Origin of the sequence: Nocardia amikacinitolerans (assembly GCF_900215415.1) — a bacterium.
Classification (GTDB): Bacteria; Actinomycetota; Actinomycetes; order Mycobacteriales; family Mycobacteriaceae; genus Nocardia; species Nocardia amikacinitolerans.
Window position 1 is genome coordinate 772,261 of record NZ_OBEG01000002.1, and the last position, 21,462, is coordinate 793,722.

Below are 21,462 nucleotides of genomic sequence, written 5' to 3' on the forward strand. Positions count from 1 at the left end.
GTGCTGGCGACCAGGCCGCGCTTCGCGTTCACCGATGTGGACCACACGCTGCTGCGGATCAGCACACTGCAGCATTTCGCCAAGTACTTCTTCGAAGGCACCGGGCGCGCAGAGGTGCTGGCCATGCACCAGAAGCGGATGCAACGCCTGGCCGAGACCGGAGCGGACCGGGAGACGTTGAACCGGAGCTACTACCTGCTCTGGGCCGACATCCCGGTCCGCGAGGTCGAGGACAACGCTCGCACCTGGCACGACCGCGTCCGCACCGAGGGGCTCTACCGCGAGCCCCTCGTGCGGCGGCTCGGCGAGTTGCGCGCGCAGGGCGTGGAGACGGTGCTGGTCTCCGGCTCCTTCCGCGCCTGCCTGCGACCGATCGAGATCGAACTCGGCTGCGCGGGCGTGCTGTGCACCGAACTGGAAGAACGCGACGGCGTGTACACCGGCGCGGTGCGCAAGTCCCTCATCGGCGCGGCCAAGCGCGCCGAGGTGGAGGCGTTCGCGGCCAGGTATCCCGAGCACGACCTGGCGGGCGATTTCGGCTTCGGCGACCACCTCAGCGACGTGCCGGTGCTGGAGACCGTCGGCCACCCTGCCGTCGTCCCGGTCGACCCCGCGCTGGAGCGGGTCGCGGCGGCGCGCGGCTGGGAAGTGCTGCGTGACGACCACTGAGCGATCGGAGAAGGATCCCGTGTATCTAGTCGGCGGACAGCGCCGCGACAGCCTGAAGTTGGCCATCTCCGGCACCTACGGCGTCGGCAAGAGCACGACGACCGAGACGCTCTCGATCGCCACCGGCATTCCGCGCACGCACGCGCTCACCTCCCGTGAGCTGCTGATCGATCTCGCCCCCGGCAAGACGGTGATGGAGCTCAACTCCATCGAGCTGCTGCAACTCGGGCTGCGCCGCTTCGAGGAGCGGGTGCACAACGAATCCGGCGGCGGCTCTTTCATTTCCGATGGTTCCGTGGTGCACGAATGGGTGTACGGCACCGCGCGCATGGCGGTCGGCATCAACCCCGGCGCCGGTCTGCTGCTGCGCACCGTGAAGGCCGCCGCGGGCATCGGGCGCAAGGCGCCGCTGCGGGAGTACACCGACATCATCGGCGACGTCGTCAAGGAGCGGGCCGCCCGGCTCTACGACGCCTATGTGCACCTGCCGGTGGAGTTTCCGATGAAGACCGACGGCCACCGGCCGGTGTCCGAACCGTTCCGCAAGCTCTCCGACGACACGCTGCTGCAAGTGGTGAAGGACATCGGGCTGCCCTACGAAGTGGTGGGCGGCACTGTGCACGAACGGGTTTCGCGGATCATCGAGCTGTTCGACCTGGAGACCGTGATGCCGGTCGACGAGGCGATCGCCGAGGCGAAGCGCCGGGTGTCCGCCGCGACCGAGGTGCTGGAAGAGGACGACCGGTTCAAGGAAGCCCAGCGCAAGAAGTCGCTGTGGCGCAAGGTCTCCTACGCCATGCGATACTGACCACCGGCGAAAGCCACGAGCGCGCAAGCGCACTCAGACCACTCAGGCGAAAGACGTGGGACCCCGAGCGCAAGTCCCGGGGTCCCACGTTGCTTTTCGCGGCGCAGACGATGTGCCGACTACGGAATCGTCAGCACCTGACCGGGTTCGATCGCGTCGGGATTCGGAATGCCGCTGGCGTCGGCGATTTCCTGGTAGCGGTTGCCGTCACCGTAGAAGCGCTCGGCGACCGCCCACAGGGTGTCGCCCGGTTCCACGGTGTAGGTGCGGGGTTCGGGCGCGGGCGGTGGTGGCGCCTGCTCCGCGACTTGCTCCTCGGCCTGCTCCTCGGCCGGTGCCGCGGCGGGCTGCTCCGGCGCGGGCAGCGGGGTGTCGGTGTGGGTGTCCGACGCCCACAGCGCGCTGCCGTCGGCGCCGTACAGCACCACATTGCGGTCGGCCTGCACGACGAGGCGGTCGGCGTCCTTGCCGTTGGTCTCGGTCGACCAGGCGGCGCCCTCGCCCTTGTAGAGCACGAAGTTGCCGTCCTGCTGTAGCGTCGCCCGCTCCACACCCTGATCGTGAGTCTGAGTCGCCCAGACGACGTTCCCATCCGGCTCCGACAGGACGAGGTTGCCGTCCGATTGCAGAGTGAGGGTGTAAGCACCGCAGCTCAGGGATTGGCCGAGTGCAAGTTCTTCGCCTACGCGCAGCGTGTCGCCCACGTTTTTCCTTTCGAAGATCAACTGTGTGGAGCATTCGACATCGATGCGGGCCGTATGCTGGTGGCGCGCATCGGGACCGAATCTACAGTCGAGCGCCCGGCGGCGAAGGCAGTACGCGCGGGGTTCCAGGAATGTTCACCGGAGCGTCGATCGCAACCCACGCGGCCGGAACTTTGCACGAAGGACGCGTCCGTGAGCCGGAAGACGCGGGATTCGTTCGTTTTTCGTCGCGCACTTTCGCGGACTGCCTGCGAACTTCGGCCGACCGCGCCAACTAGGGTGGTCGCCATGAATCGCCGCCGCACGAGTCTCGCCCTCGCAACCCTGCTGCTCGGCCTCGCCGTCGCGGGGTGCGGTAGCTCGAACGACGAAGGCGCACAACAGAACACCACGCCCGGTGCCACCACGTCCGCGCCGCCGACGCCGAGCGAGGTCGCGCAGCCGCAAGGCCAGCCGTTCACGGCCGATCCGACGATCGTCGGCGCGCACCCCATCCCGTTCTCCTCGTGGGCGCGCGTCGCCGACGACAAGATCGCCGTCAATTTCCAGACCGGCGCGCCGGAGTGCTACGGCGTGGACGCGGTGACCACCGAGACCGACAAGACGGTCACGGTGGAATTGCGCGGCGGCACCCGCGCCGACGCGGTCGGCCGGATGTGCGTGATGATCGCGGTGTTCGGCACCATGGAGATTCCGCTGAAGGCGCCGCTGGGCGACCGGACGGTGCTCAGCGCCGCCTGACAGCGAGGGACGACTCGCCCGCCACTGCTCTGCGATTCGGCCGAACGGAGCGCGCTCGGCCGAACCATCACCCTCGGCCCAATCGGCTCGGCGCCGCCGGACGCGAACGGCCGACCCGCCCGACGGTGCTCGGGCGACACGGCCGAACGGAAAGCGCCTGGCCGAAACCACCGCCGCCCGGCGCAAGCTCAGTGCATGGCGAAGGTGTACTTCATGGCCTGATCCAGCGTGCCGTGCGTGAACTCGAAACCGTTGCCCACCAGAGCCTTCGGCACCATCTTGTGCCCCTTGAGCAGCTCGGCGCCGCCTTCGCCGCCGATCAGCTTCAGCACCGCGCCTGGCAGCGTCAGCCTGGCGCGCCGGTTCATCGCCGCGGCGAAGGCGGAGGTGAACTCGGCGTTGGTGACGGTCTCCGGTGCGGACAGGTTCACCGGGCCGGAGACCGAGAAGGTCAACAGCCAGTCCACCGCGGCAAGCCAGTCGTGCAGCGTGATGTACGGCAGGTACTGGCGGCCGGTGCCGAACTTGCCGCCGAGCCCGAGCCGGAACAGCGGGCGGAGCCCCTCGACCAGCATCGAGTCGGCGGAGAGCACGTTCGCGGTGCGCAGCAGCACCACCCGGACACCGGCGGCGGACGCGGCCTCGGTCGCCGCTTCCCAGTCCCGGCACATGGTGCCCAGGAAATCCGTTCCGTGCGGGGCGAATTCGTCGACGTCCTGGTCGCCGCTGTCGCCGTACCAGCCGGCGGCCGACGCGTTGAGCAGGACGGGGACGCCGGTCTCGGCGACAGCGCGGGACAGCACCCTGGACGGCACGATGCGGCTGTCGCGCATCTCCTCCTTGTACGCGGGCGACCAACGCTTGCCCGCGACGGTCGCGCCGCACAGGTTGATCACCGCGCCGGCACCAGCCACGATGCCGCTGTCGAAGTGGGAACCGTAAGGGTCCCAGCTGATTTCGTCCGGTCGCACGGCTTCCCGGCGCACCAGGCGGACCACATCGTGGCCCTCGTCGTTCAGCTTGGAGACCAGATACTTGCCGAGGAACCCCGATGTCCCGGCGACCACGATACGCATGCGTACATTCTGCACCATGGAAATACTGTCCCGGGGATTCCATACCGGATAATGAGATCCAGACGACCAGTCTGGTTACCGAAAAGCCTTGCGGCCCCGAAACATCGATTGCTACATACCCAAGTCCGTGCACGAAAAACGCGGAGAGCGGATCCCTTTCGGAATCGCTCTCCGCGTTCGCTCGGATCAGTGCGCGAAGTGGCGAGACCCGGTGAGGTAGAGCGTCACTCCTGCCTCGCGGGCCAGGTCGATGGTCTCCTGGTCACGGACCGAACCACCCGGCTGCACGATGGCGCGGATACCGGCCTGGATCAGCTGCTGCGGTCCGTCCGGGAACGGGAAGAACGCGTCGGAGGCGGCCACCGAACCCTTGGCCCGGTCGCCCGCGCGCTGCACCGCGAGCTGCACCGCGTCCACCCGGTTGACCTGTCCCATGCCGACGCCGACCGACGCGCCGTCGTGGGCGAGCAGGATGGCGTTGGACTTCACCGCGCGGCAGGCGCGCCAAGCAAATTCGAGATCGGCGAGGGTCTGCTCGTCCGCGGGCTCGCCGGTGGCGAGGGTCCAGTTGGCCGAGTCGTCGCCCTCGGCGTCGAGGATGTCGCGCTGCTGCAACAGCGCGCCGCCACTGATCGGACGCAGCTCGGCGCCCGCCCGCTGCGGCGGCTCGGCGACCAGGATGCGCACGTTCTTCTTGCGCTGCAACACCTCGACGGCGCCGTCCGCGTAGGACGGGGCCACGATGACCTCGGTGAAGATGTCGGCGACCTGCTCGGCCATCTCGACGGTGACCTCGCGGTTGGCCGCGATCACACCACCGAAGGCGCTCACCGGGTCGCAAGCGTGCGCCTTGCGGTGCGCCTCGGCGATGTCGGCGCCGATCGCGATGCCGCACGGGTTGGCGTGCTTGATGATCGCCACGGCGGGCGCCTCGTGGTCGTAGGCGGCACGCCAGGCGGCGTCGGCATCGGTGTAGTTGTTGTACGACATCTCCTTGCCGTGCAACTGCTCCGCCTGCGCCAGCCCGACCGTACCGTCGTTGTTGGTGTACAGCGCCGCCGCCTGGTGCGGGTTCTCGCCGTAGCGCAGCACCGCGGCGCGCTCCCAGCTGCCGCCGATCCAGCCGGGGAACGGCGTGCTCGCGGGCTCCTCGGCCACACCGGGGGCCAGCACGCTGGTCATCCAGCTCGCCACCGCGACGTCGTAGCTCGCGGTGTGCTGGAAGGCCTTTGCGGCCAACGCCGTCCGCTGCGCGAGGGTGAAGCCGCCGGACTTCACCGCGGCGAGCACGTCGTCGTAGTCGCCGCTGTCGACGACCACGGCGACCGACGGGTGGTTCTTCGCGGCCGCGCGCACCATGGACGGGCCGCCGATGTCGATCTGCTCGACGCATTCGTCCTGGCTCGCGCCACTGGCCACCGTCTGGGTGAACGGGTAGAGGTTCACCACCACGAGCTGGAACGCCTCGACGCCGAGTTCGGCCAGCTGGTCGACGTGCTCCTGCTTGCGCGTGTCGGCGAGGATGCCCGCGTGTACCCGCGGGTGCAGGGTCTTGACCCGGCCGTCCAGCGTCTCCGGGAACCCGGTCAGTTCCTCGACCTTGGTCACCGGGATGCCCGCGTCGGCGATCTTGCCCGCCGTCGAACCGGTGGAGACCAGCTCGATGCCCGCGGCGTGCAGACCGGTCGCGAGCTCGATGAGCCCCGTCTTGTCGTAGACGCTCACCAGCGCCCTGCTGATCGCCTTACGCTCACTCACTGGCGCACCCGCTCATCTGGAATTACTGCCTTTCGTCCGTCGGAGACAATGCCTCGCGTCGCGACGGCGGCGACAACCTCCGCCAGCAACCGTCGCTCGACAACCTTGATCCGCTCGTGCAGGGTTTCCTCGTCGTCGTCGGGCAGCACCAGCACCGCCTCCTGCGCGAGGATCGGTCCGGTGTCGACGCCCGAGTCGACCAGGTGCACCGTCGAGCCGGTGACCCGCACCCCGTACGCGAGCGCGTCGCGCACACCGTGCGCACCGGGAAACGACGGCAGCAGCGCGGGGTGGGTGTTGATGATCCGCCCGCCGAAGCGGTTCATGAACGCGGGACCGAGGATCTTCATGAACCCGGCCGAGACGACCAGGTCCGGTTCGTGGGCGGCCACCGCCTCGGTCAGCGCGGCGTCCCATGCCATGCGGTCGGGAAAGTCCTTCAGCGCCACCCGGAAATGCGGAACGCCCGCGGCCTCGGCGTGTTCGGTGGCGGCGCAGACACGATCGACGCCGACCGCGACGATCTTCGCCGGATAGTCGGCGGCGCTCGCCGCGTCGAGGAGCGCGCGCAGCAGCGACCCGGTGCCCGAGGCGAGCACGACTACGGTGGCGGGCGCCGCGGCGGGCACCCACTGGGCATGCGGAGACGTCAGCGCTCTACTCCTGCGTGTCGGTCGGAACGGCGGCCGGATCGGGGCGCCGCCGGAGTAAAGCCTAGTCGGTGGCCTGTTCGCGACTTCCCACCGGTCGCGACCACCCCAACCGAAGGTGACCTCCAGCCGCCCTCACCCACCGAACGTGACATCCAGTCCACCGCGACCATCCCGACCCAAGGCGACCTCTAGCCGATATCGGCCGGTGAAGGTGACATCCAGTCGGCTGCGACCATCTCGACCGAAGGTGACCTCCAGCTGGTGTCGGCCGGTGAGGGGCACATTCAGTCCGCCGCGACCATCTCGACCGAAGGTGACCGCCAGCTGGTGACGGCCGGTGAAGGTCACATTCGGTCGGGATGGTCGGGCGAGCGCGATGCGCCGGGGCCGGTGGGTCTGGTGGTAGGGCTGACTCGAAATCGGCGCGGCCGTTGGCGCGGCCGTGCTGTGGTCGTTGGCGGGGTCTGCCGCTAGCGCCTGCTGTCGGGGTGTGGGTCCGCGTCGGGCTCGATGATCTCGGCGTCGACGATGTCCGGTGCGGCTTGGCGGGGGGCGGTGGTGAGAGTGGGCGGCTCGTCGACGAGTTCGCCATCGAGTGCTTCGTCCGGGTCGTCGATGTAGTGGGAGTCGGTGTAGTGCGGGTCGTCCTCGTCGTGCGAGTCGTCGTGGTGGTACCGATCGTCCTCGTCGTGCGAGTCGTCGTGGTGGTACCGATCGTCCTCGTCGTCCGAGTCGTAGTCGTCGTAGTACTCGTCGTCCTGGTAGCCGTCGTGGTAGTCGTCGGCGTAATCGTCGTCCGCGTAGCCGTGCCTGCGGTCGGATTCGTAGTCGTCCGAGTCGTCGTAGTAGTAGTCCGCGTCGGTGTCGTAGTAGTCCGCGTCGTGGTCGTCGTCGTAGCCGGGCAGCACCGCGCCGACCGGAGCGATGAAGTACCTGGCGCCGACGAGGCCGACGTAGCCCGCCGCGGCCAGCCACACGAAGCTCACCAGGGCGAAGATCGGCAGCTCCAGTCCGACCCGCCCGAAGGAGCCGAGTTCGCCGCCCGCCAGCCCGCCGAGCAGCACGAGCGACAACGTCGCCATACCGGCGGAAGTCAGGGTCGCCCACGGCGCGGTGGGGCGGTCGCCGGAGGTGCGTGCGGCGTCCACACCGCCGAGCGCGCCGACCGCCGCGGGGATCACCAGCAACACCGCCCACCAGGCCGCCGCCGGTCCGGTCGGCACCGCCGCCATCACCGGCACCGCCGGAACCGGTCCGCCGACCACGGCGAACAGGCCGATCGAGGCCTGACCGAAATTCGCGCTCGCGCCCATCAGGACGCCGAGCGTGCCGAGCACGACATTCGGCACGTAGGCCAGCGAAAGCAGCGTCAGACCGATGAAGCCCCATGCGTTTCCGGCGGAGCGGTAGGTTTCGCCGATGGCGCCCCAGTGCGCGAGGAACGAGACCAGGGTGACCGCCGCGGCGCAGCCGAGCAGGCGAAGCACCGTGCGGCCCGCGCCGTAGATGCCCGCGATCACCCATTCGGGGGCGCGGACGAGGTCGAAGATCCGGCGTCGCATTCGCAGCGCAATAGCGGCGGCTGCCGCGACGAGGTGCAGGAAGAGGACCCAGCCGAAGGCGGCGAGGCTGTTCGGCGGCTGTAGCGCGACGACCGCGGAGGCGTCCTCCGCGACGGCCAGGCAGACCGCGGTGAGCATCAGCGGTCCGCCGAGCGCGGCACCCACCACCCAACCGAGGTCGGTGCGCGAACTGTTCGGCGCCACCGCGTGATAGCACTCCCGCCCCGCCGCGCCGAGCAGCAGCGCGGTCGGCAGCAGCGGAAGCAGGCCGAGCGTGGTCTTTCCGATCACCAACGGAACCTGGTGCACCGCAAGCCAGCTCGCCGCGATGGCGCCCGAGGCGCCGGCCAGTCCGCTGTCCGCGGCGAGCAACGTGACCAGCACGAGCACCACGATCGCGCTGAGCGCGAAGGTCGCCGGGCGGGCCGCGACGAGCAGCAGGACCCTGGCGCGTTCCGGGGTGAGGGACAGGAACCCGGATTCGTCGGCTTCGGACGGATGATCGCTACGCATCGGCGATTCCGATGTGTCGGATTCCCCACCGGCCCTGCGGACGAGAGAGTTCCGTGACGAGTTCATGGCACTTCAGCGTGACACCTTTCCCGAGGTGAGCGGGTCAGGCGCGCCGCGAGCACCCACCCGGTCCGGGTAGGTGCTCGCGGTACCTGCGTCTCTTACTTGTTGTTGTCGTCCGACGGACGGAACGCCTGGGTTGCGTCGCTCGCCGGGTCGGACTGCTTCTCGCCGCCGAACGGCTGACTCGGCTGGGCCTGGCCGTAGCCGGGCGCACCGTACTGCTGCTGGCCGGGCTGCGCGCCGCCGCCGAAGTGCTGCGTCGCGCTCTCGTCCGGACGCGGCTGCTGCTGCTGTGCGGGCGCGGCGCCGTACGGCGAACCCTGCTGCGGCGCACCGTAACCCGGCTGCTGACCGTAGGACTGCTGGCCGTAGGACTGGCCGGGCTGCTGCTGACCGTAGGTCGGCTGGCTCGGCTGGCTCTGGCCGTACGGCTGCTGCTGCGACTGGTACTGCGGACCGGTGCCGTAACCCGCCTGGCCGTAGGTCTGGCCCGGCTGCTGACCGTAGACAGGCTGGCTCGGCTGGCTCTGCTGGCCGTACTGACCGAACTGCTGCTGGCCGTAGCCGCCCTGGGCCTGGCCGCCGAAACCACCCTGCGCGCCCTGCGCGGACGCGGGCTTGGGCGCGGGCGCCTTGATGATGCCCGCCTCGAAAAGCACCGCGGCGACCGCGACGCCGGTCTGCACCAGCGCGAGGAAGATCAGCACCCACGCGCCGAACTCGGCGGAGAGCTGGTCCGGTAGCGAGATGGTCTGGAACAGCAGGGCGAGGAAGCCCGCGGCCGAGGCGGCGGCGGCAGCGCCCTTCCAATTCTGCTTGGGCAGCAACGAGAATCCGGCGAGCAGACCGCCGAGCAGCAGCAGTCCGAGGGCGCCCGGCGCGCCGAACAGCGTGAAACCGCTGTAGCTGTCGCCGGTGATGGTGGCGCCGGAACGCTCGATCTCCTCGACCGAGAACGGCAGGAATCCGAGCAGGAAGTTGATCACGCCGAGCGCGGCGACACCGACCACCAGGAAGAACGGCAGCCCCTTGGCATCGGAACCGGAAGCGCTCGCACCTGTGCTGGCACCACCAGTGGTCTGGCCGAGGCTGGATGGTGCGGAGGGCGTCGCGGGTGTGTTGTACCCGGAGCCCCCGGTCGGGTATGACATGTCGTCGTCTCCTACGTCGAGTCGTTGTTCGGCTGGATCTCTCTTGACGCTACTGCACTCGCCCGTTCGGGTCACCCTTAGAACAACTGGGCGGACGACCGAACGAACCGACGACGAGGGCCGCCTTCCTCGGGAAAGGCGGCCCTCGTAACGATTTCGATCCGAATCAGGCGCTGATGCTGGCCTTCTCGAGGATCTCGCGCGCCAGGGCGGCGGTCTCGGACGGGGTCTTGCCGACCTTCACGCCCGCGGCCTCGAGCGCGTCCTTCTTCGCCTGGGCGGTGCCCGCCGAGCCGGAGACGATCGCGCCCGCGTGGCCCATGGTCTTGCCCTCGGGGGCGGTGAAGCCCGCGACGTAGCCGACCACCGGCTTGGTGACGTTGGCCTTGATGTAGGCCGCGGCCCGCTCCTCGGCGTCGCCGCCGATCTCACCGATCATGACGATCAGCTTGGTCTCCGGGTCCTTCTCGAACGCCTCGATAGCGTCGATGTGGGTGGTGCCGATGACCGGGTCGCCGCCGATGCCGATGGCGGTCGAGAAGCCGAAATCGCGCAGCTCGTACATCATCTGGTAGGTCAGGGTGCCGGACTTGGAGACCAGGCCGACCGGGCCCTTGCCGGTGATGTTGGCCGGGGTGATGCCGACCAGCGACTCACCGGGGGTGATGATGCCGGGGCAGTTCGGGCCGATGATCCGGGTCTTGTTGCCCTTCTCCACGTTGTAGGCCCACGCGTAGGCGGTGTCCTGCACCGGGATGCCCTCGGTGATGACCACGAGCAGCGGGATCTCCGCGTCGATGGCCTCGATGATGGCGTCCTTGGAGAACTTCGGCGGGACGAACGCGATGGAGACGTCCGCGCCGGTCGCCTTCATGGCCTCCGCGACGGTGCCGAACACCGGCAGCTCGACCGCGTTGCCGTCCTTGTCGGTGTGCGCGACGGTGGTACCCGCCTTGCGCGCGTTCACACCGCCGACGACCTGGGTGCCCGCCTTGAGCATCAGTGCGGTGTGCTTGGTGCCCTCGCCGCCGGTGATGCCCTGGACGATGACCTTCGAGTCCTTGTTCAGGAAGATAGACATTTCCGGTTTCCTTACTTGGCCGCTGCCAGTTCGGCGGCCTTGTCGGCGCCTTCGTCCATTGTCTGCGCCAGCGTGATCAGCGGGTGCGCGGCGTCGACGAGGATCTTGCGGCCCTCCTCGACCTTGTTGCCGTCCAGACGCACGACCAGCGGCTTGTTCGCCTCGGAACCGAGGATCTCCAGCGCTTTCACGATGCCGTTCGCGACCGCGTCACAGGCGGTGATGCCGCCGAAGACGTTCACGAACACGCTCTTCACCTGCGCGTCGCCCAGGATGACGTCGAGCCCGGCCGCCATCACCTCGGCCGAGGCGCCGCCACCGATGTCGAGGAAGTTGGCGGGCTTGACGCCGCCGTGGTTCTCGCCCGCGTAGGCGACGACGTCGAGGGTCGACATGACAAGACCCGCGCCGTTGCCGATGATGCCGACCTCACCGTCGAGCTTGACGTAGTTGAGGTCGTTCTCCTTGGCCTTCAGCTCCAGCGGGTCGGTCGCGTCCTTGTCCGCGAACGCCTCGTGGCCGGGCTGACGGAACTCGGCGTTCTCGTCCAGGGTGACCTTGCCGTCCAAGGCGAGGATCTCGTCCTGCGGGGTGCGCACCAGCGGGTTGACCTCGACCAGGGTGGCGTCCTCCTTGATGAACACCTCCCAAAGCTTCTGAATGGTCACCGCCGCGGCGTCCAGCACGTCGGCGGGCAGGTGGCCCTGCTCGGCGATCGAACGCGCGAACGCGAGGTCGACACCCTTGACGGCGTCGACGGGGACCTTGGCGAGGCGCTCGGGCTTGGTCGCGGCGACCTCTTCGATCTCCATGCCGCCTTCGACCGAGCACATGGCCAGGTAGGTCCGGTTGGAGCGGTCGAGCAGGAAGGAGATGTAGTACTCCTCCGCGATGTCCTTGGCCTCGGCGACCAGGATCTTCTTGGTGACGTGGCCCTTGATGTCCAGGCCGATGATGTTCTGCGCGTGCGTGAACGCGTCCTCCGGGGTGGCGGCGTACTTGACGCCACCCGCCTTACCGCGGCCACCGGCCTTGACCTGGGCCTTGATCATCACCGGCTTGCCGATTTCCTCCGCGATGGCGCGGGCGTCCTCGGCCGTGTCCGTGACGCGGCCCTCGGACGAAGGCACTCCGTGCTTAACGAAGAGCTCCTTCGCCTGATATTCGAAGAGATCCATGTACTCACCGTCTCGTCTGCGTTGTGATGACAACGTCTTTGTTGGCGGCCCGACGTCGGAAGCGGGTCGGGTCGGACTCTAACCAGTCACATGGAGGGCCAATCGGCCACGTTCATCCTAAGTGGCGCAGGTCACGGGCGTCGCGCTCGGCCGGGAAAACCGCTGGCCAAGGCTACTGGCGAGTAGTTTGTTGGGGGTTTGCCAGGTAGAGCCGCTCCCACCGGGAACGGACGGCGATCTACTACAAATCGTCGTCGTTCAACCTCACTCGAGTGCCCCGGAAATAGTGAGTTATTCCGTGCTGTTACGGTGATCAATCTCACATGTTTGGACAGATCGTCCGCAACGCTTGCGGACCCCGCAATCGTTTCGTTACCGTTATTGCGGTCGAAGTCACAACTAGGTCACGACCCCGTTGTTCCAAGGATCCAGGAGGACGGCAAGCCTTGATGCAGCACAGTGCTTCGCGGGTGGTGAGCCGCTCCGCGGACCAGCCTTCGACGTCGACCTCCTGCCGGTTTCTCGGCACCGTGACCATCTCCCGCTCCACGATGTGGCACCGCCGATGAATCATCGCTCCACCCTCGCTCCCGGCAATCGCTCTCGCTCGGGACATCGTTATCGCGACGACGACGAACCCTTCGCCCACGGCGATCACGACCGACGCGGCTTTCCGTCGTCCAACAGCCGCTATGCCAGCGCCGCGGGCGCGACCGGTTACGCCGGCGCCGCGGGCGCGACCGGTTACGCCGGCGCCGCGGGCGCGACCGGTTACGCCGGCGCCGCGGGTGCGTCCGGTTACGCCGCCGAAGGTGCGCACCACGACGTGAACACGTCCGCGTGGTCCGCGAATACCGAATGGGCCGAGCAGGATTCGTGGTCCGACGGCGGCGCGTGGGCCGCCAACGACTCCTGGTCGCCGGACGCGGACGAGGCCTGGATGCCGCAGGCCGACAACGGATGGACCGCCGACAGCGCGTGGACCGCACAGCCCGGAGCCGGCTGGACGCAGCAGGGCGAGAATTGGGCACAGCAGGGCGACAACTCCTGGGGCGCCGAAGCGAACAACGGATGGACCGAGGGCGGTGACGCCTGGACCGAAGCTTCCGAGGACGACTGGTCGGCCGAGCAGTCCTGGTCTTCCGAGAACAGCTGGTCTTCCGAAAACGCTTGGGGCGCAGAGGAGGAGCCGACCGCAGGCTCCGCTACGCCGACCGTCATCCCGGCCAGAGATCCGAGCAGACGCGGTGGCGCGCACCGGATGCCCGCGCCGCCCACCGCGCTCAAGGGTCGCGCCGCGGTCGTCGCGGTAGCGGCGGGCGCCGTCGTCGCCGCGGGACAGGCCGCGATGGCCTCGCCCGAGCAGCCGTCGCACACCATCGACTACGAGGCCGCGGGACAGATCCACGAGATCGCCGCCCAGTCGGTCAGCATGGCCGACCCGAACTCCTCCCCCGACTCGCCGCAGGTGCTGAACGTCTCGACCCCGGCGAATCTCGGTCAGTTCAACGACATCCTGGAGAAGGGCCGCAAGTACGCGGAGGATCTCGCCGCCGCGGAGGCCGCGAAGCTGCGCCCGCTGTTCGCGCGCTTCGCCGCGGGCAACTTCACTTCCGGTTTCGGCGCCCGCTGGGGCGTCCAGCACCTCGGCATCGATGTCGCGGGCCCGATCGGCACCCCCATCTACGCGGTCGCCGACGGCACCGTCATCGAGGCGGGACCGGCCGCGGGCTTCGGCATGTGGGTGCGGCTGCTGCACGACGACGGCACCGTCACCATCTACGGCCACATCGACACCGCGACGGTCTCGCAGGGTGAGCGCGTGATGGCGGGCGACCAGATCGCCACCATGGGCAACCGCGGTTTCTCCACCGGCCCGCACGTGCACTTCGAAGTCTGGCTCAACGGCGTCGACAAGGTCGACCCGCTGCCCTGGCTGGCGACCCGCGGCATCGGCCTCGGCCCCCGGCGCGACTGACGAGTGAGCAACGGCACGCTTCCCGTGCCGTTGTCCGCGTTCTAGCGTCGGATCATGGCTCGTACAACGACGTACACCCAATTCCTGGCGCTACCACCGGAACTCGTGTGGCAGGTGGTCGGTGATCCCGCACGCTGGCCCGAATGGCACCCGGCCGTTGCCTCGGTGCGACTGCACGGTCCCGTCGATGTCGGGGTGGCCGGTGACTACGTGCCGCGCGGACGTTTCGTCGGAGCGCTGCACGGTCGCACAGCGCCGCCGTTCTCGATCACCGCGCTGCGTCCCGGACGCGAACTGACCATCGAGCAGCCGGAACCGGCGGGGCGGATGCGGTTGACCTGGCGGCTGACTCCTGTCGACGGTGGTACGAACCTCACCCAGGAACTGTCCTTCTCCGGACCATCCGCCGCCGCGGCGCGGACCGTTGTCGCCCGTCTGCTGGAGGCCGACCTCCGCGTCTGCTTCGCCCGGCTGGCCCGGCGGGCCGGTCTCGCCCCCGAACCCGACGCTCTGACGGTTGTGATCGCGGGCGGCACCGGCGCGCTCGGCAGGCAGCTCGCGGCCGACCTCGCCTGCCGCGGCCAACGGGTCACCATTCTGACCCGCCGCCGCGATCCCGCGCTGCCGTTCGACCAGGTCGAGTGGGACGGCAAGTCGGTCGGGGAATGGGTTGCGGCACTGCGCAATCCGGGGCCGACCGCGATCGTCAACCTGGCGGGCAAGCTGGTGGACTGCCGACCCACCGAACGCAATATCGCCGAATTGCGCAGCAGCCGAGTCGATCCCACCAGCGCATTGGTGGTGGCAGCCGCCGCGTTGCCCGCGCCGGTCGATTACTGGGTACAGGCCAGCACCACCGCTATCTGGTCGGACGCGGGCGAAACCCGTTGCGACGAAACGACTCCGCTGCCGATCGGCCTGCCGCAGATGACCGGGGTGGCGGAACCGTGGGAGCGCGCGTTCGCCGGTGCGAACACCACGCACCACACCATCCTCCGCACGTCCATCGTGCTCGACCCGGACGCGCCCGCGCTGCGGCGGCTCTGCCAGTTGACCAAGGCGGGCCTCGGAGGCCGAGTCGGATCGGGCGACCAGTGGTTCAGCTGGATTCACATCGAGGACTGGTTGGCCATCGTCCGCGCCGCGCTCGGACTGGACCCCTCGGTCACCCTGCCGGACGGAATCCTGGTGGCGGCCACCGATTTTCCGGTGCGAAACCGAGAGCTGATGGCATCGCTTCGACGCCATCTGCATCGCCCTCCCGCGCCCCCGACACCGGAGTTGGTGCTGAAGCTCGGCGCTGTGCTGTTGCGATCGGATGCGGCATTGGGCTTGACGGGCAGGCACGCCACATCAGCTGTATTGAAACCGGCCGGCTTTCAATTCCGCTACCCCCGCTTGGATGACGCACTGAAATCCCTGCTGCCGCACTGACCACCCCCATACCCAAAATCAACGGTAGTCAAATGGCGGCTAACCAAGATCAACTAACCACCATTCGACTACCGTCGGATCCATTTCTCTATCGACGGTAGCCAAATGGTGGAAGCTCCCTAGACAACGCGACAAGACACCCCACACGACCAATCCGAAACGCAACCACAGCCGTTCCGAACCCTACGGCGCCGCGACCACCGCCAAGCCCACCAACGCGACCACCTTCACGACCTCCAGCCCGATGTACCAGTAATGCGCATGCGATCGCGGCAACTCCTCCCCCGCGAGCACCCGATCGGACCTGCGAGTCAAAGGCGGCCGAACCACCAGAATCTGCACGGCCAGAACCCCGACCGCGATTCCCAACCACACCCACGTCCCCGCGCCCGGTCCGAGCACCACTGCACTCAGCGCCAGCAGCACCGCGAGCACGGCTTCCGCGATGTTCAACGCGCGGAACACGATCCGCCCGATACCCAGCCCAAGCGGCAGGGTCACCCCCGGCGCACGGAACTTCAGCGGCGCTTCGAGGAACGAGATGGCCAGCACCATGCCGAGCCACAGCATGGGCAGGAACCACACCAGATGTTGCGCGACGGTCTCCATCCGCCGGACGCTACCGGGTTCGCCGCGAGGTCGGCAGGGGCAAAAGGTACCTCCGACTGTCACTTCGGCCATGCCCGTAGTCGCCATGAGACTCTGGCCGACACTCACCGCGGCCTTTGGTTCGCCGCACGCGCGCCGCTATCGAGAGACTGTGCCCCAGCCGCCTGCCTCGCCACCGGATCAGCTCCGCGAGCCAACACCACCAGACTTCACCGACACAGCAACCACGGCCCACCTCACCCCGGCTCGACCCGGCACAGCTACCGACAGACTCGGTCCCGCGGCGCCCACCGACCTCCCCCTGGGCCCGGCACAGCCATCGACGAACAGCACCACGACCACCCCTCAGCCCCGGCACAGCCATCGACGAACAGCGCCCACAGCGCTACCCGCCTACCTCCGCGGCCCAGCGTGGCAGACCGGCACCGGCACGCTCAGAGCTTCACCAACGTCCGGCTGTACTGCGGAATCAACCGGATCTTGCCCGCCGTGCCGAAGTCGATCGTCACCGTCGCCAGCGGGCCGAAGCCTTCCGCGGCGATCACTCGGCCCAAGCCGTACTTGTCGTCGCTGACCCGGTCTCCGACCGCAAGCACCAGATTGGTGTTGTTGCGGGTCGCTCCGCCGGGCGCCGGGCGGCGCGGGCCGCGGTCGGGTCGCACGCCAGGTCGCTCGGACCAGCCGTCGCCGCGGGTCCAATCGCGTTCCAGTCCGTCGTCGTCACCGCGCCTGCGGATCCCGCGGGAGGCGGGAGACGGTTCCAGTCGCCGCCAGTCCATGAGGTGGCCCGGGATCTCCTGGAGGAAGCGCGACTCCGGGTTGGACACCGGCTGACCCCAGCCGGAGCGGACCACCGCGCGGGTCAGGTAGAGCCGTTGCCGGGCTCGGGTGATGCCGACGTACGCGAGACGGCGTTCCTCGGCGAGTTCGGTGGGATCGCCGAGCGCGCGCATGTGCGGGAACTGCCCGTCCTCCCAGCCGGTCACGAAGACCACCGGGAACTCCAGGCCCTTGGCCGTGTGCAGCGTCATCATCGTGACGACGCCTGACCCTTCGTCCGGGATCTGGTCGGTATCGGCGACCAGCGAGACGCGCTCCAAGAACGCCGCGAGCGAGCCCGGATCCGGTTCGCCCTCGCCGAGTTCGGGCACGAGGCCCTCCTCGCGAGCCGCGACCGCGTTGTTGTACGCCTCGGAGCTGAACTCGCGCGCCACGCTGACCAACTCGTTCAGGTTGTCCAGCCGTGCGCCGTCCTGCGGATCGTCGGACGCTTCCAGCTCGGCGCGGTACCCGGTGCGATCGAGCACCGCCTCCACCACATTGCCCACGTCCGGGAAGTCCGCGTCGGCCTGGACACCGGCCGCCCTGATCTCCTCGAGCAGATCGAGGAACCCGGCGATCGCCCGCTGCGCACGGGTGTTCAGCAGCGCGACCTTGCCGTCGGCGGCATCGCGCAGTGCCGCGGCGAAACCGATGTCGCGCTGTTCGGCGTGCACCGCGACGCACGCCTCGGCGCGGTCGCCGATGCCACGGCGCGGGGTGTTCAGGATGCGGCGCAAGCTCACCGCGTCGTCGGGGTTCTCCAGCACGCGCAGGTAGGCGACGATGTCGCGAACTTCCTTGCGCTCGTAGAACCGGACGCCGCCGACCACCTTGTACGGCAGACCCATCCGGATGAAGATCTCTTCCAGCGCACGGGAGTTGTTGTTGGTGCGGTAGAACACCGCGACATCGCTGTAGTTGGCGTCGCCCTGGTCGACGAGCCGGTCGATTTCCCGTGCGACGAACGAGGCCTCGTCGTGCTCGTTGTCGGCCACGTAGCCGACGATCAGGTCGCCCTCGCCGGAGTCGGTCCACAGTCGCTTGTCGCGCCGGTTCTCGTTGCGCGAGATGACCGCGTTCGCCGCCGACAGAATGTGCTGGGTGGAGCGGTAGTTCTGCTCCAGCAGAATGGTCTCCGCGTCCGGGAAATCGCGCTCGAACTCCTCGATGTTGCGAATGGTCGCGCCGCGGAAGGCGTAGATGGATTGGTCGGCGTCGCCGACGACGCACAGTTCGCTCGGCGGCGCGGCGTCCTCGTCGGGCTCCGCCTCGCCGGTGTGATGGCCGACCAGTTCCCGCACCAGCACGTACTGCGCGTGGTTGGTGTCCTGGTACTCGTCGACGAGCACGTGCCGGAAGCGGCGGCGGTAGTACTCCGCGACCTGCGGGTGGTTCTGCAACAGCGCGACCGTCTCGCCGATCAGGTCGTCGAAGTCCAGCGCGTTGGCCGCGCGCAGTCGCCGCTGGTATTCGGTGTAGACACGGGCCACCAGACCGGGCAGTTCGGTGTCGTCGGATTCGGCGTCCGCGGTCGCCTGCTCCGGCCCGATCAACTCGTTCTTCAGATTCGAGATGGCGGTCGCCAAGAGCCGCGCGGAGTATTTCTTCGTATCGATGTCGAAGTCGCGGCTGATCATCGTCAGCAACCGCCGGGAATCATCGGCGTCGTAGATCGAGAAATTGGAATTCAAGCCGGGCAGCAGCGCCGCCTGCATGCGCAGGATCCGCACACAACTGGAATGGAACGTGGATACCCACATGTTGTTCGCGCGCGGCCCGACCAGGCCGATCACCCGCTCCCGCATCTCGGCGGCAGCCTTGTTGGTGAAGGTGATCGCCAGGATCTGGCCCGGCGTCACGCCGCGAGCGGCGAGCAGATAGGCGATGCGGCGGGTCAGCACGGCCGTCTTGCCCGAGCCCGCGCCCGCGACGATGAGCAGCGGCGAACCGGTGTGCACGACCGCGGCCCGCTGCTGCGGATTGAGCCCGTCGAGCAGCCGCTCGGCTTCCTCGGCGCGTTGCCTGTCCCGCTCGGCGCGCCGCTCGGCCTGCTCGTCGGCGCGCCGCTGTGCTTGTTCCGCCAAAGAGAGCGGCGGAGCCTGCTCCGCCGAGGCGGATAGCTCCCCCGATGACTGCGGCGACTCCCCAACCCCGGGCGCGCCGGAAGGCCCCGCCGCCCGGCCGCCCGCGTGGGCCTCGGGCTGCGGAGCGGGGTTCACGTCCTGATGCCGGTTCCGACCGGCCTGCGTCTGAGGAGCCACCGTGATATCCATTGCCCATCCACGCTACCGGCGGCCACCGACACAGGCGAAGCCCCCGGGTGCGGTCCCGGCCGCGCGACGATCACCGGCTAACATTCAGTGAACACATCGCGGCGCGCGACCCTGCAAATCTGTGCGACTCGTTCTCAGCAGATTCACAAAATCAGACGTTTTGCATCGGTTCGGCCGCGTGGCAGACTGACCCCATGGTCAGCGTTGCCGCGATGCACCCGATTCGGTTACCCGCCGGATATCGGTCTCGCGGAGCCTTGTAGCCGACCACACGCTTCTGGGGGGACTATGAAGCCCCTCAGGTCTGTTTCACGGTGAAAGAACCGGACGGTAACGCGCCGCGCGCAGTAGCCGATCCACGTTCTGACACGAGGAGATGAATGATGAGCACTTCTGCCACGACCACCGGGTCCGACGCGGCGCTGCCGCAGTCCGAGGCGGAGATCGACAAGCTCCGCAAGGAGATCGACCAGCTCGATGCCGAGATCCTCGCCGCCATCAAGCGACGCAGTGAGATCTCCCGGCTGATCGGACGGACTCGGATGGCCTCCGGTGGCCCGCGACTGGTGCACAGCCGCGAGATGAAGGTGCTCGAGCGCTTCAGCGAACTCGGCCAGGAGGGGCACACTCTCGCCATGCTGCTGCTGCGCCTGGGGCGCGGCCGCCTCGGCCACTGAGCCGTCGTTCTCCTGCCGCGTCGAGCGGCACGCGAACCTTGCGGTGATCGCGAGACACCGCATCCAAAAACCGCCCCGGGTGTCGAAACCCCGGGGCGGTTCTCGCGTTTCATGGCACGCGTTCCCAGATCTCTAGATCAGCGCGATGTACTTCGTCGACAGGTACTCCTCGATGCCCTCGGTGCCGCCCTCGCGGCCGAAACCGGAGGCCTTCACGCCGCCGAACGGCGCGGCCGGATCCGAGATGACGCCACGGTTGACGCCGACCATGCCCGATTCCAAGCCCTCGGCCACCCGCAGCGCGCGGTCCAACGTTTTGGTGTAGACGTAGGCGACCAAGCCGAATTCGGTGTCGTTGGCGGCGGCGATGCCCTCGTCCTCGGTCTCGAAGCCGACGATCGGCGCGACCGGACCGAACACCTCCTCGCGCAGAATCCTGGCCTGCGGCGGCACGTCGCTGAGAATGGTGGCCGGGTAGAACCAGCCGGGTCCGCCGGGAGCCTTGCCGCCGAGGCGAACTCGCGCGCCCGCGGCGACCGCGTCGTCGACGAGCTCGCCGACGGTGGTCAGCTGGTCCTCGTTGATCAGCGGCCCGAGGGTCGTCTCGGGATCGGTGCCCGGCCCCATGGTGACCGAGTTCGTCATCGCCTCGGCGAATTTGGCGGTGAACTCCTCGAGCACGCCGTTCTGCACGTGGAACCGGTTGGCTGCGGTGCACGCCTCGCCGCCGTTGCGCAGTTTCGCCAGCATCGCGCCCTGCACCGCCGCGTCGATGTCGGCGTCGTCGAACACCACGAAGGGCGCGTTGCCGCCGAGTTCCATCGAGGTGCGCAGCAGGCCGTGCGCGGACTGTTCCACCAGCTTCTTGCCCACCTCGGTGGACCCGGTGAAGGTGAGCTTGCGCAGTCGCGAATCCTTGAGCAGCGGGCCGGTCACGGCGCTGGAACGGCTGGTGGTGATGACCGAGAGCACTCCGTCGGGCAGTCCGGCCTCGTGGCACAGCTTCGCGAGCAGCAGCATCGTCAGCGGCGTCTCCGACGCGGGCTTGACGATCATGGTGCAGCCCGCGGCCAACGCGGGACCGATCTTGCGGGTGCCCATGGCCAGCGGGAAGTTCCACGGCGTGATGGCGAGACAGGGACCGACCGGTTGCTTGTGCACCATGATCCGGCCGGTGCCCGACGGCGCGTGCAGGTAGCGCCCGTGCACGCGCACCGCCTCCTCGCTGAACCATCGGAAGAACTCGGCGCCGTAGCGCACCTCGTTGCGGCTCTCCGGCAGCGCCTTGCCCATTTCCAGGGTCATCAGCAGCGCGAATTCCTCGGCTCGCGCCGTGATCTGCTCGAACACCGCGCGCAGGATCTCGCCGCGCTCCCTTGCCGGGGTAGCCGCCCATTCGGCCTGCACGGCGACCGCGGCGTCGAGCGCGCGCATCGCGTCCGCTGGGCTCGCGTCGGCGACCTGGATCAACACCTCCCCGTTCGCGGGATTGTGCACCGGGAAGGTGGCGCCACCCTCGGCGTCGACGGGCCCGCCGATCCACAGCTGCGTCGGTACGGATTGGAGTAGTTCGCGTTCGGACACCATGTCGCCAGCGTAAGCCCGGTCCGCTCGGGCCGTGCTGGACTCGAACCGGCGAATTCACGCGGGGCGCCGGAGGCGACCAGCCGTGCGGCGCCGACGCGACCCGGAATGCCCGCCTCAGCCGTGCG

General features: G+C 68.5%; 17 protein-coding genes. 6 read left to right on the forward strand and 11 right to left on the reverse strand.

Annotated features, from left to right (window positions below):
- Both CRP45_RS11895 and CRP45_RS11900 read left to right on the forward strand, forming a co-directional pair.
- Window positions 1-669: an HAD family hydrolase gene (locus tag CRP45_RS11895; protein ID WP_179830851.1), complete on the forward strand. Its 669-nt coding sequence runs from the start codon at window positions 1-3 to the stop codon at window positions 667-669.
- Entirely contained in the window at window positions 656-1,477 is an 822-nt protein-coding gene (locus tag CRP45_RS11900; RefSeq protein WP_245910079.1) for an AAA family ATPase, read from the forward strand. The genes CRP45_RS11895 and CRP45_RS11900 overlap by 14 nt, the downstream gene beginning before the upstream one ends.
- Window positions 1,478-1,596: 119 nt before the next feature.
- On the opposite strand, the gene CRP45_RS11905 is transcribed toward CRP45_RS11900, so the two are convergent.
- A complete protein-coding gene (locus CRP45_RS11905) occupies window positions 1,597-2,181 on the reverse strand; it encodes a LysM peptidoglycan-binding domain-containing protein (RefSeq protein ID WP_097245466.1) in 585 nt (194 codons plus the stop codon).
- A 288-nt stretch (window positions 2,182-2,469) separates the two neighbouring features.
- On the opposite strand from CRP45_RS11905, the gene CRP45_RS11910 reads away from it, so the two are divergent.
- Complete coding sequence (locus CRP45_RS11910; protein WP_097245467.1) at window positions 2,470-2,922, forward strand: hypothetical protein; 453 nt, start codon at window positions 2,470-2,472, stop codon at window positions 2,920-2,922.
- Between the two features lie 188 nt (window positions 2,923-3,110).
- Here the strand turns inward: CRP45_RS11910 and CRP45_RS11915 are convergent, their stop codons facing one another.
- The 7 genes from CRP45_RS11915 to sucC form a co-directional block, all read right to left on the reverse strand.
- Window positions 3,111-3,998 carry a TIGR01777 family oxidoreductase gene (locus tag CRP45_RS11915; RefSeq protein ID WP_084482919.1) on the reverse strand — a complete coding sequence of 296 codons (888 nt, stop codon included), beginning with the start codon at window positions 3,996-3,998 and terminating at the stop codon, window positions 3,111-3,113.
- Window positions 3,999-4,184: 186 nt separating this feature from the next.
- Window positions 4,185-5,756, reverse strand: coding sequence for a bifunctional phosphoribosylaminoimidazolecarboxamide formyltransferase/IMP cyclohydrolase (gene purH, locus CRP45_RS11920; RefSeq protein ID WP_067784265.1), 1,572 nt, complete (start codon window positions 5,754-5,756; stop codon window positions 4,185-4,187).
- A complete protein-coding gene (gene purN, locus CRP45_RS11925) occupies window positions 5,753-6,385 on the reverse strand; it encodes a phosphoribosylglycinamide formyltransferase (RefSeq protein WP_097245102.1) in 633 nt (210 codons plus the stop codon). The genes purH and purN overlap by 4 nt, the downstream gene beginning before the upstream one ends.
- A 494-nt stretch (window positions 6,386-6,879) precedes the next feature.
- Window positions 6,880-8,484, reverse strand: a complete 1,605-nt coding sequence (locus CRP45_RS33805) for a cell division protein PerM (RefSeq protein ID WP_245910080.1) — start codon at window positions 8,482-8,484, stop codon at window positions 6,880-6,882.
- 161 nt (window positions 8,485-8,645) lie between these two features.
- The gene (locus tag CRP45_RS11940) at window positions 8,646-9,698 is read right to left on the reverse strand and encodes a DUF5336 domain-containing protein (protein ID WP_067784256.1); all 1,053 of its coding nucleotides are present in this window, start codon (window positions 9,696-9,698) and stop codon (window positions 8,646-8,648) included.
- A 166-nt stretch (window positions 9,699-9,864) separates the two neighbouring features.
- Window positions 9,865-10,779: a succinate--CoA ligase subunit alpha gene (sucD, locus tag CRP45_RS11945; protein WP_097245104.1), complete on the reverse strand. Its 915-nt coding sequence runs from the start codon at window positions 10,777-10,779 to the stop codon at window positions 9,865-9,867.
- Window positions 10,780-10,790: 11 nt separating this feature from the next.
- A complete protein-coding gene (gene sucC, locus CRP45_RS11950; RefSeq protein WP_097245105.1) occupies window positions 10,791-11,957 on the reverse strand; it encodes an ADP-forming succinate--CoA ligase subunit beta in 1,167 nt (388 codons plus the stop codon).
- 565 nt (window positions 11,958-12,522) lie between these two features.
- Here sucC and CRP45_RS11955 point away from each other — a divergent pair.
- The gene (locus CRP45_RS11955; protein ID WP_425436930.1) at window positions 12,523-13,935 is read left to right on the forward strand and encodes a M23 family metallopeptidase; all 1,413 of its coding nucleotides are present in this window, start codon (window positions 12,523-12,525) and stop codon (window positions 13,933-13,935) included.
- Window positions 13,936-13,989: 54 nt separating this feature from the next.
- The gene (locus CRP45_RS11960) at window positions 13,990-15,369 is read left to right on the forward strand and encodes a DUF1731 domain-containing protein (RefSeq protein ID WP_097245106.1); all 1,380 of its coding nucleotides are present in this window, start codon (window positions 13,990-13,992) and stop codon (window positions 15,367-15,369) included.
- 183 nt (window positions 15,370-15,552) lie between these two features.
- Here CRP45_RS11960 and CRP45_RS11965 read toward each other — a convergent pair whose 3' ends face one another.
- The gene (locus tag CRP45_RS11965; RefSeq protein ID WP_097245107.1) at window positions 15,553-15,978 is read right to left on the reverse strand and encodes a hypothetical protein; all 426 of its coding nucleotides are present in this window, start codon (window positions 15,976-15,978) and stop codon (window positions 15,553-15,555) included.
- Between the two features lie 434 nt (window positions 15,979-16,412).
- A complete protein-coding gene (gene pcrA / locus CRP45_RS11970; RefSeq protein ID WP_097245469.1) occupies window positions 16,413-18,797 on the reverse strand; it encodes a DNA helicase PcrA in 2,385 nt (794 codons plus the stop codon).
- A gap of 659 nt (window positions 18,798-19,456) precedes the next feature.
- Here pcrA and CRP45_RS11975 point away from each other — a divergent pair.
- A complete protein-coding gene (locus tag CRP45_RS11975; protein WP_084482917.1) occupies window positions 19,457-19,750 on the forward strand; it encodes a chorismate mutase in 294 nt (97 codons plus the stop codon).
- A gap of 132 nt (window positions 19,751-19,882) precedes the next feature.
- On the opposite strand, the gene CRP45_RS11980 is transcribed toward CRP45_RS11975, so the two are convergent.
- On the reverse strand, window positions 19,883-21,337 hold the full coding sequence (locus CRP45_RS11980; protein WP_097245108.1) for an NAD-dependent succinate-semialdehyde dehydrogenase: 1,455 nt from the start codon (window positions 21,335-21,337) through the stop codon (window positions 19,883-19,885).
- Window positions 21,338-21,462: the final 125 nt, after the last annotated feature.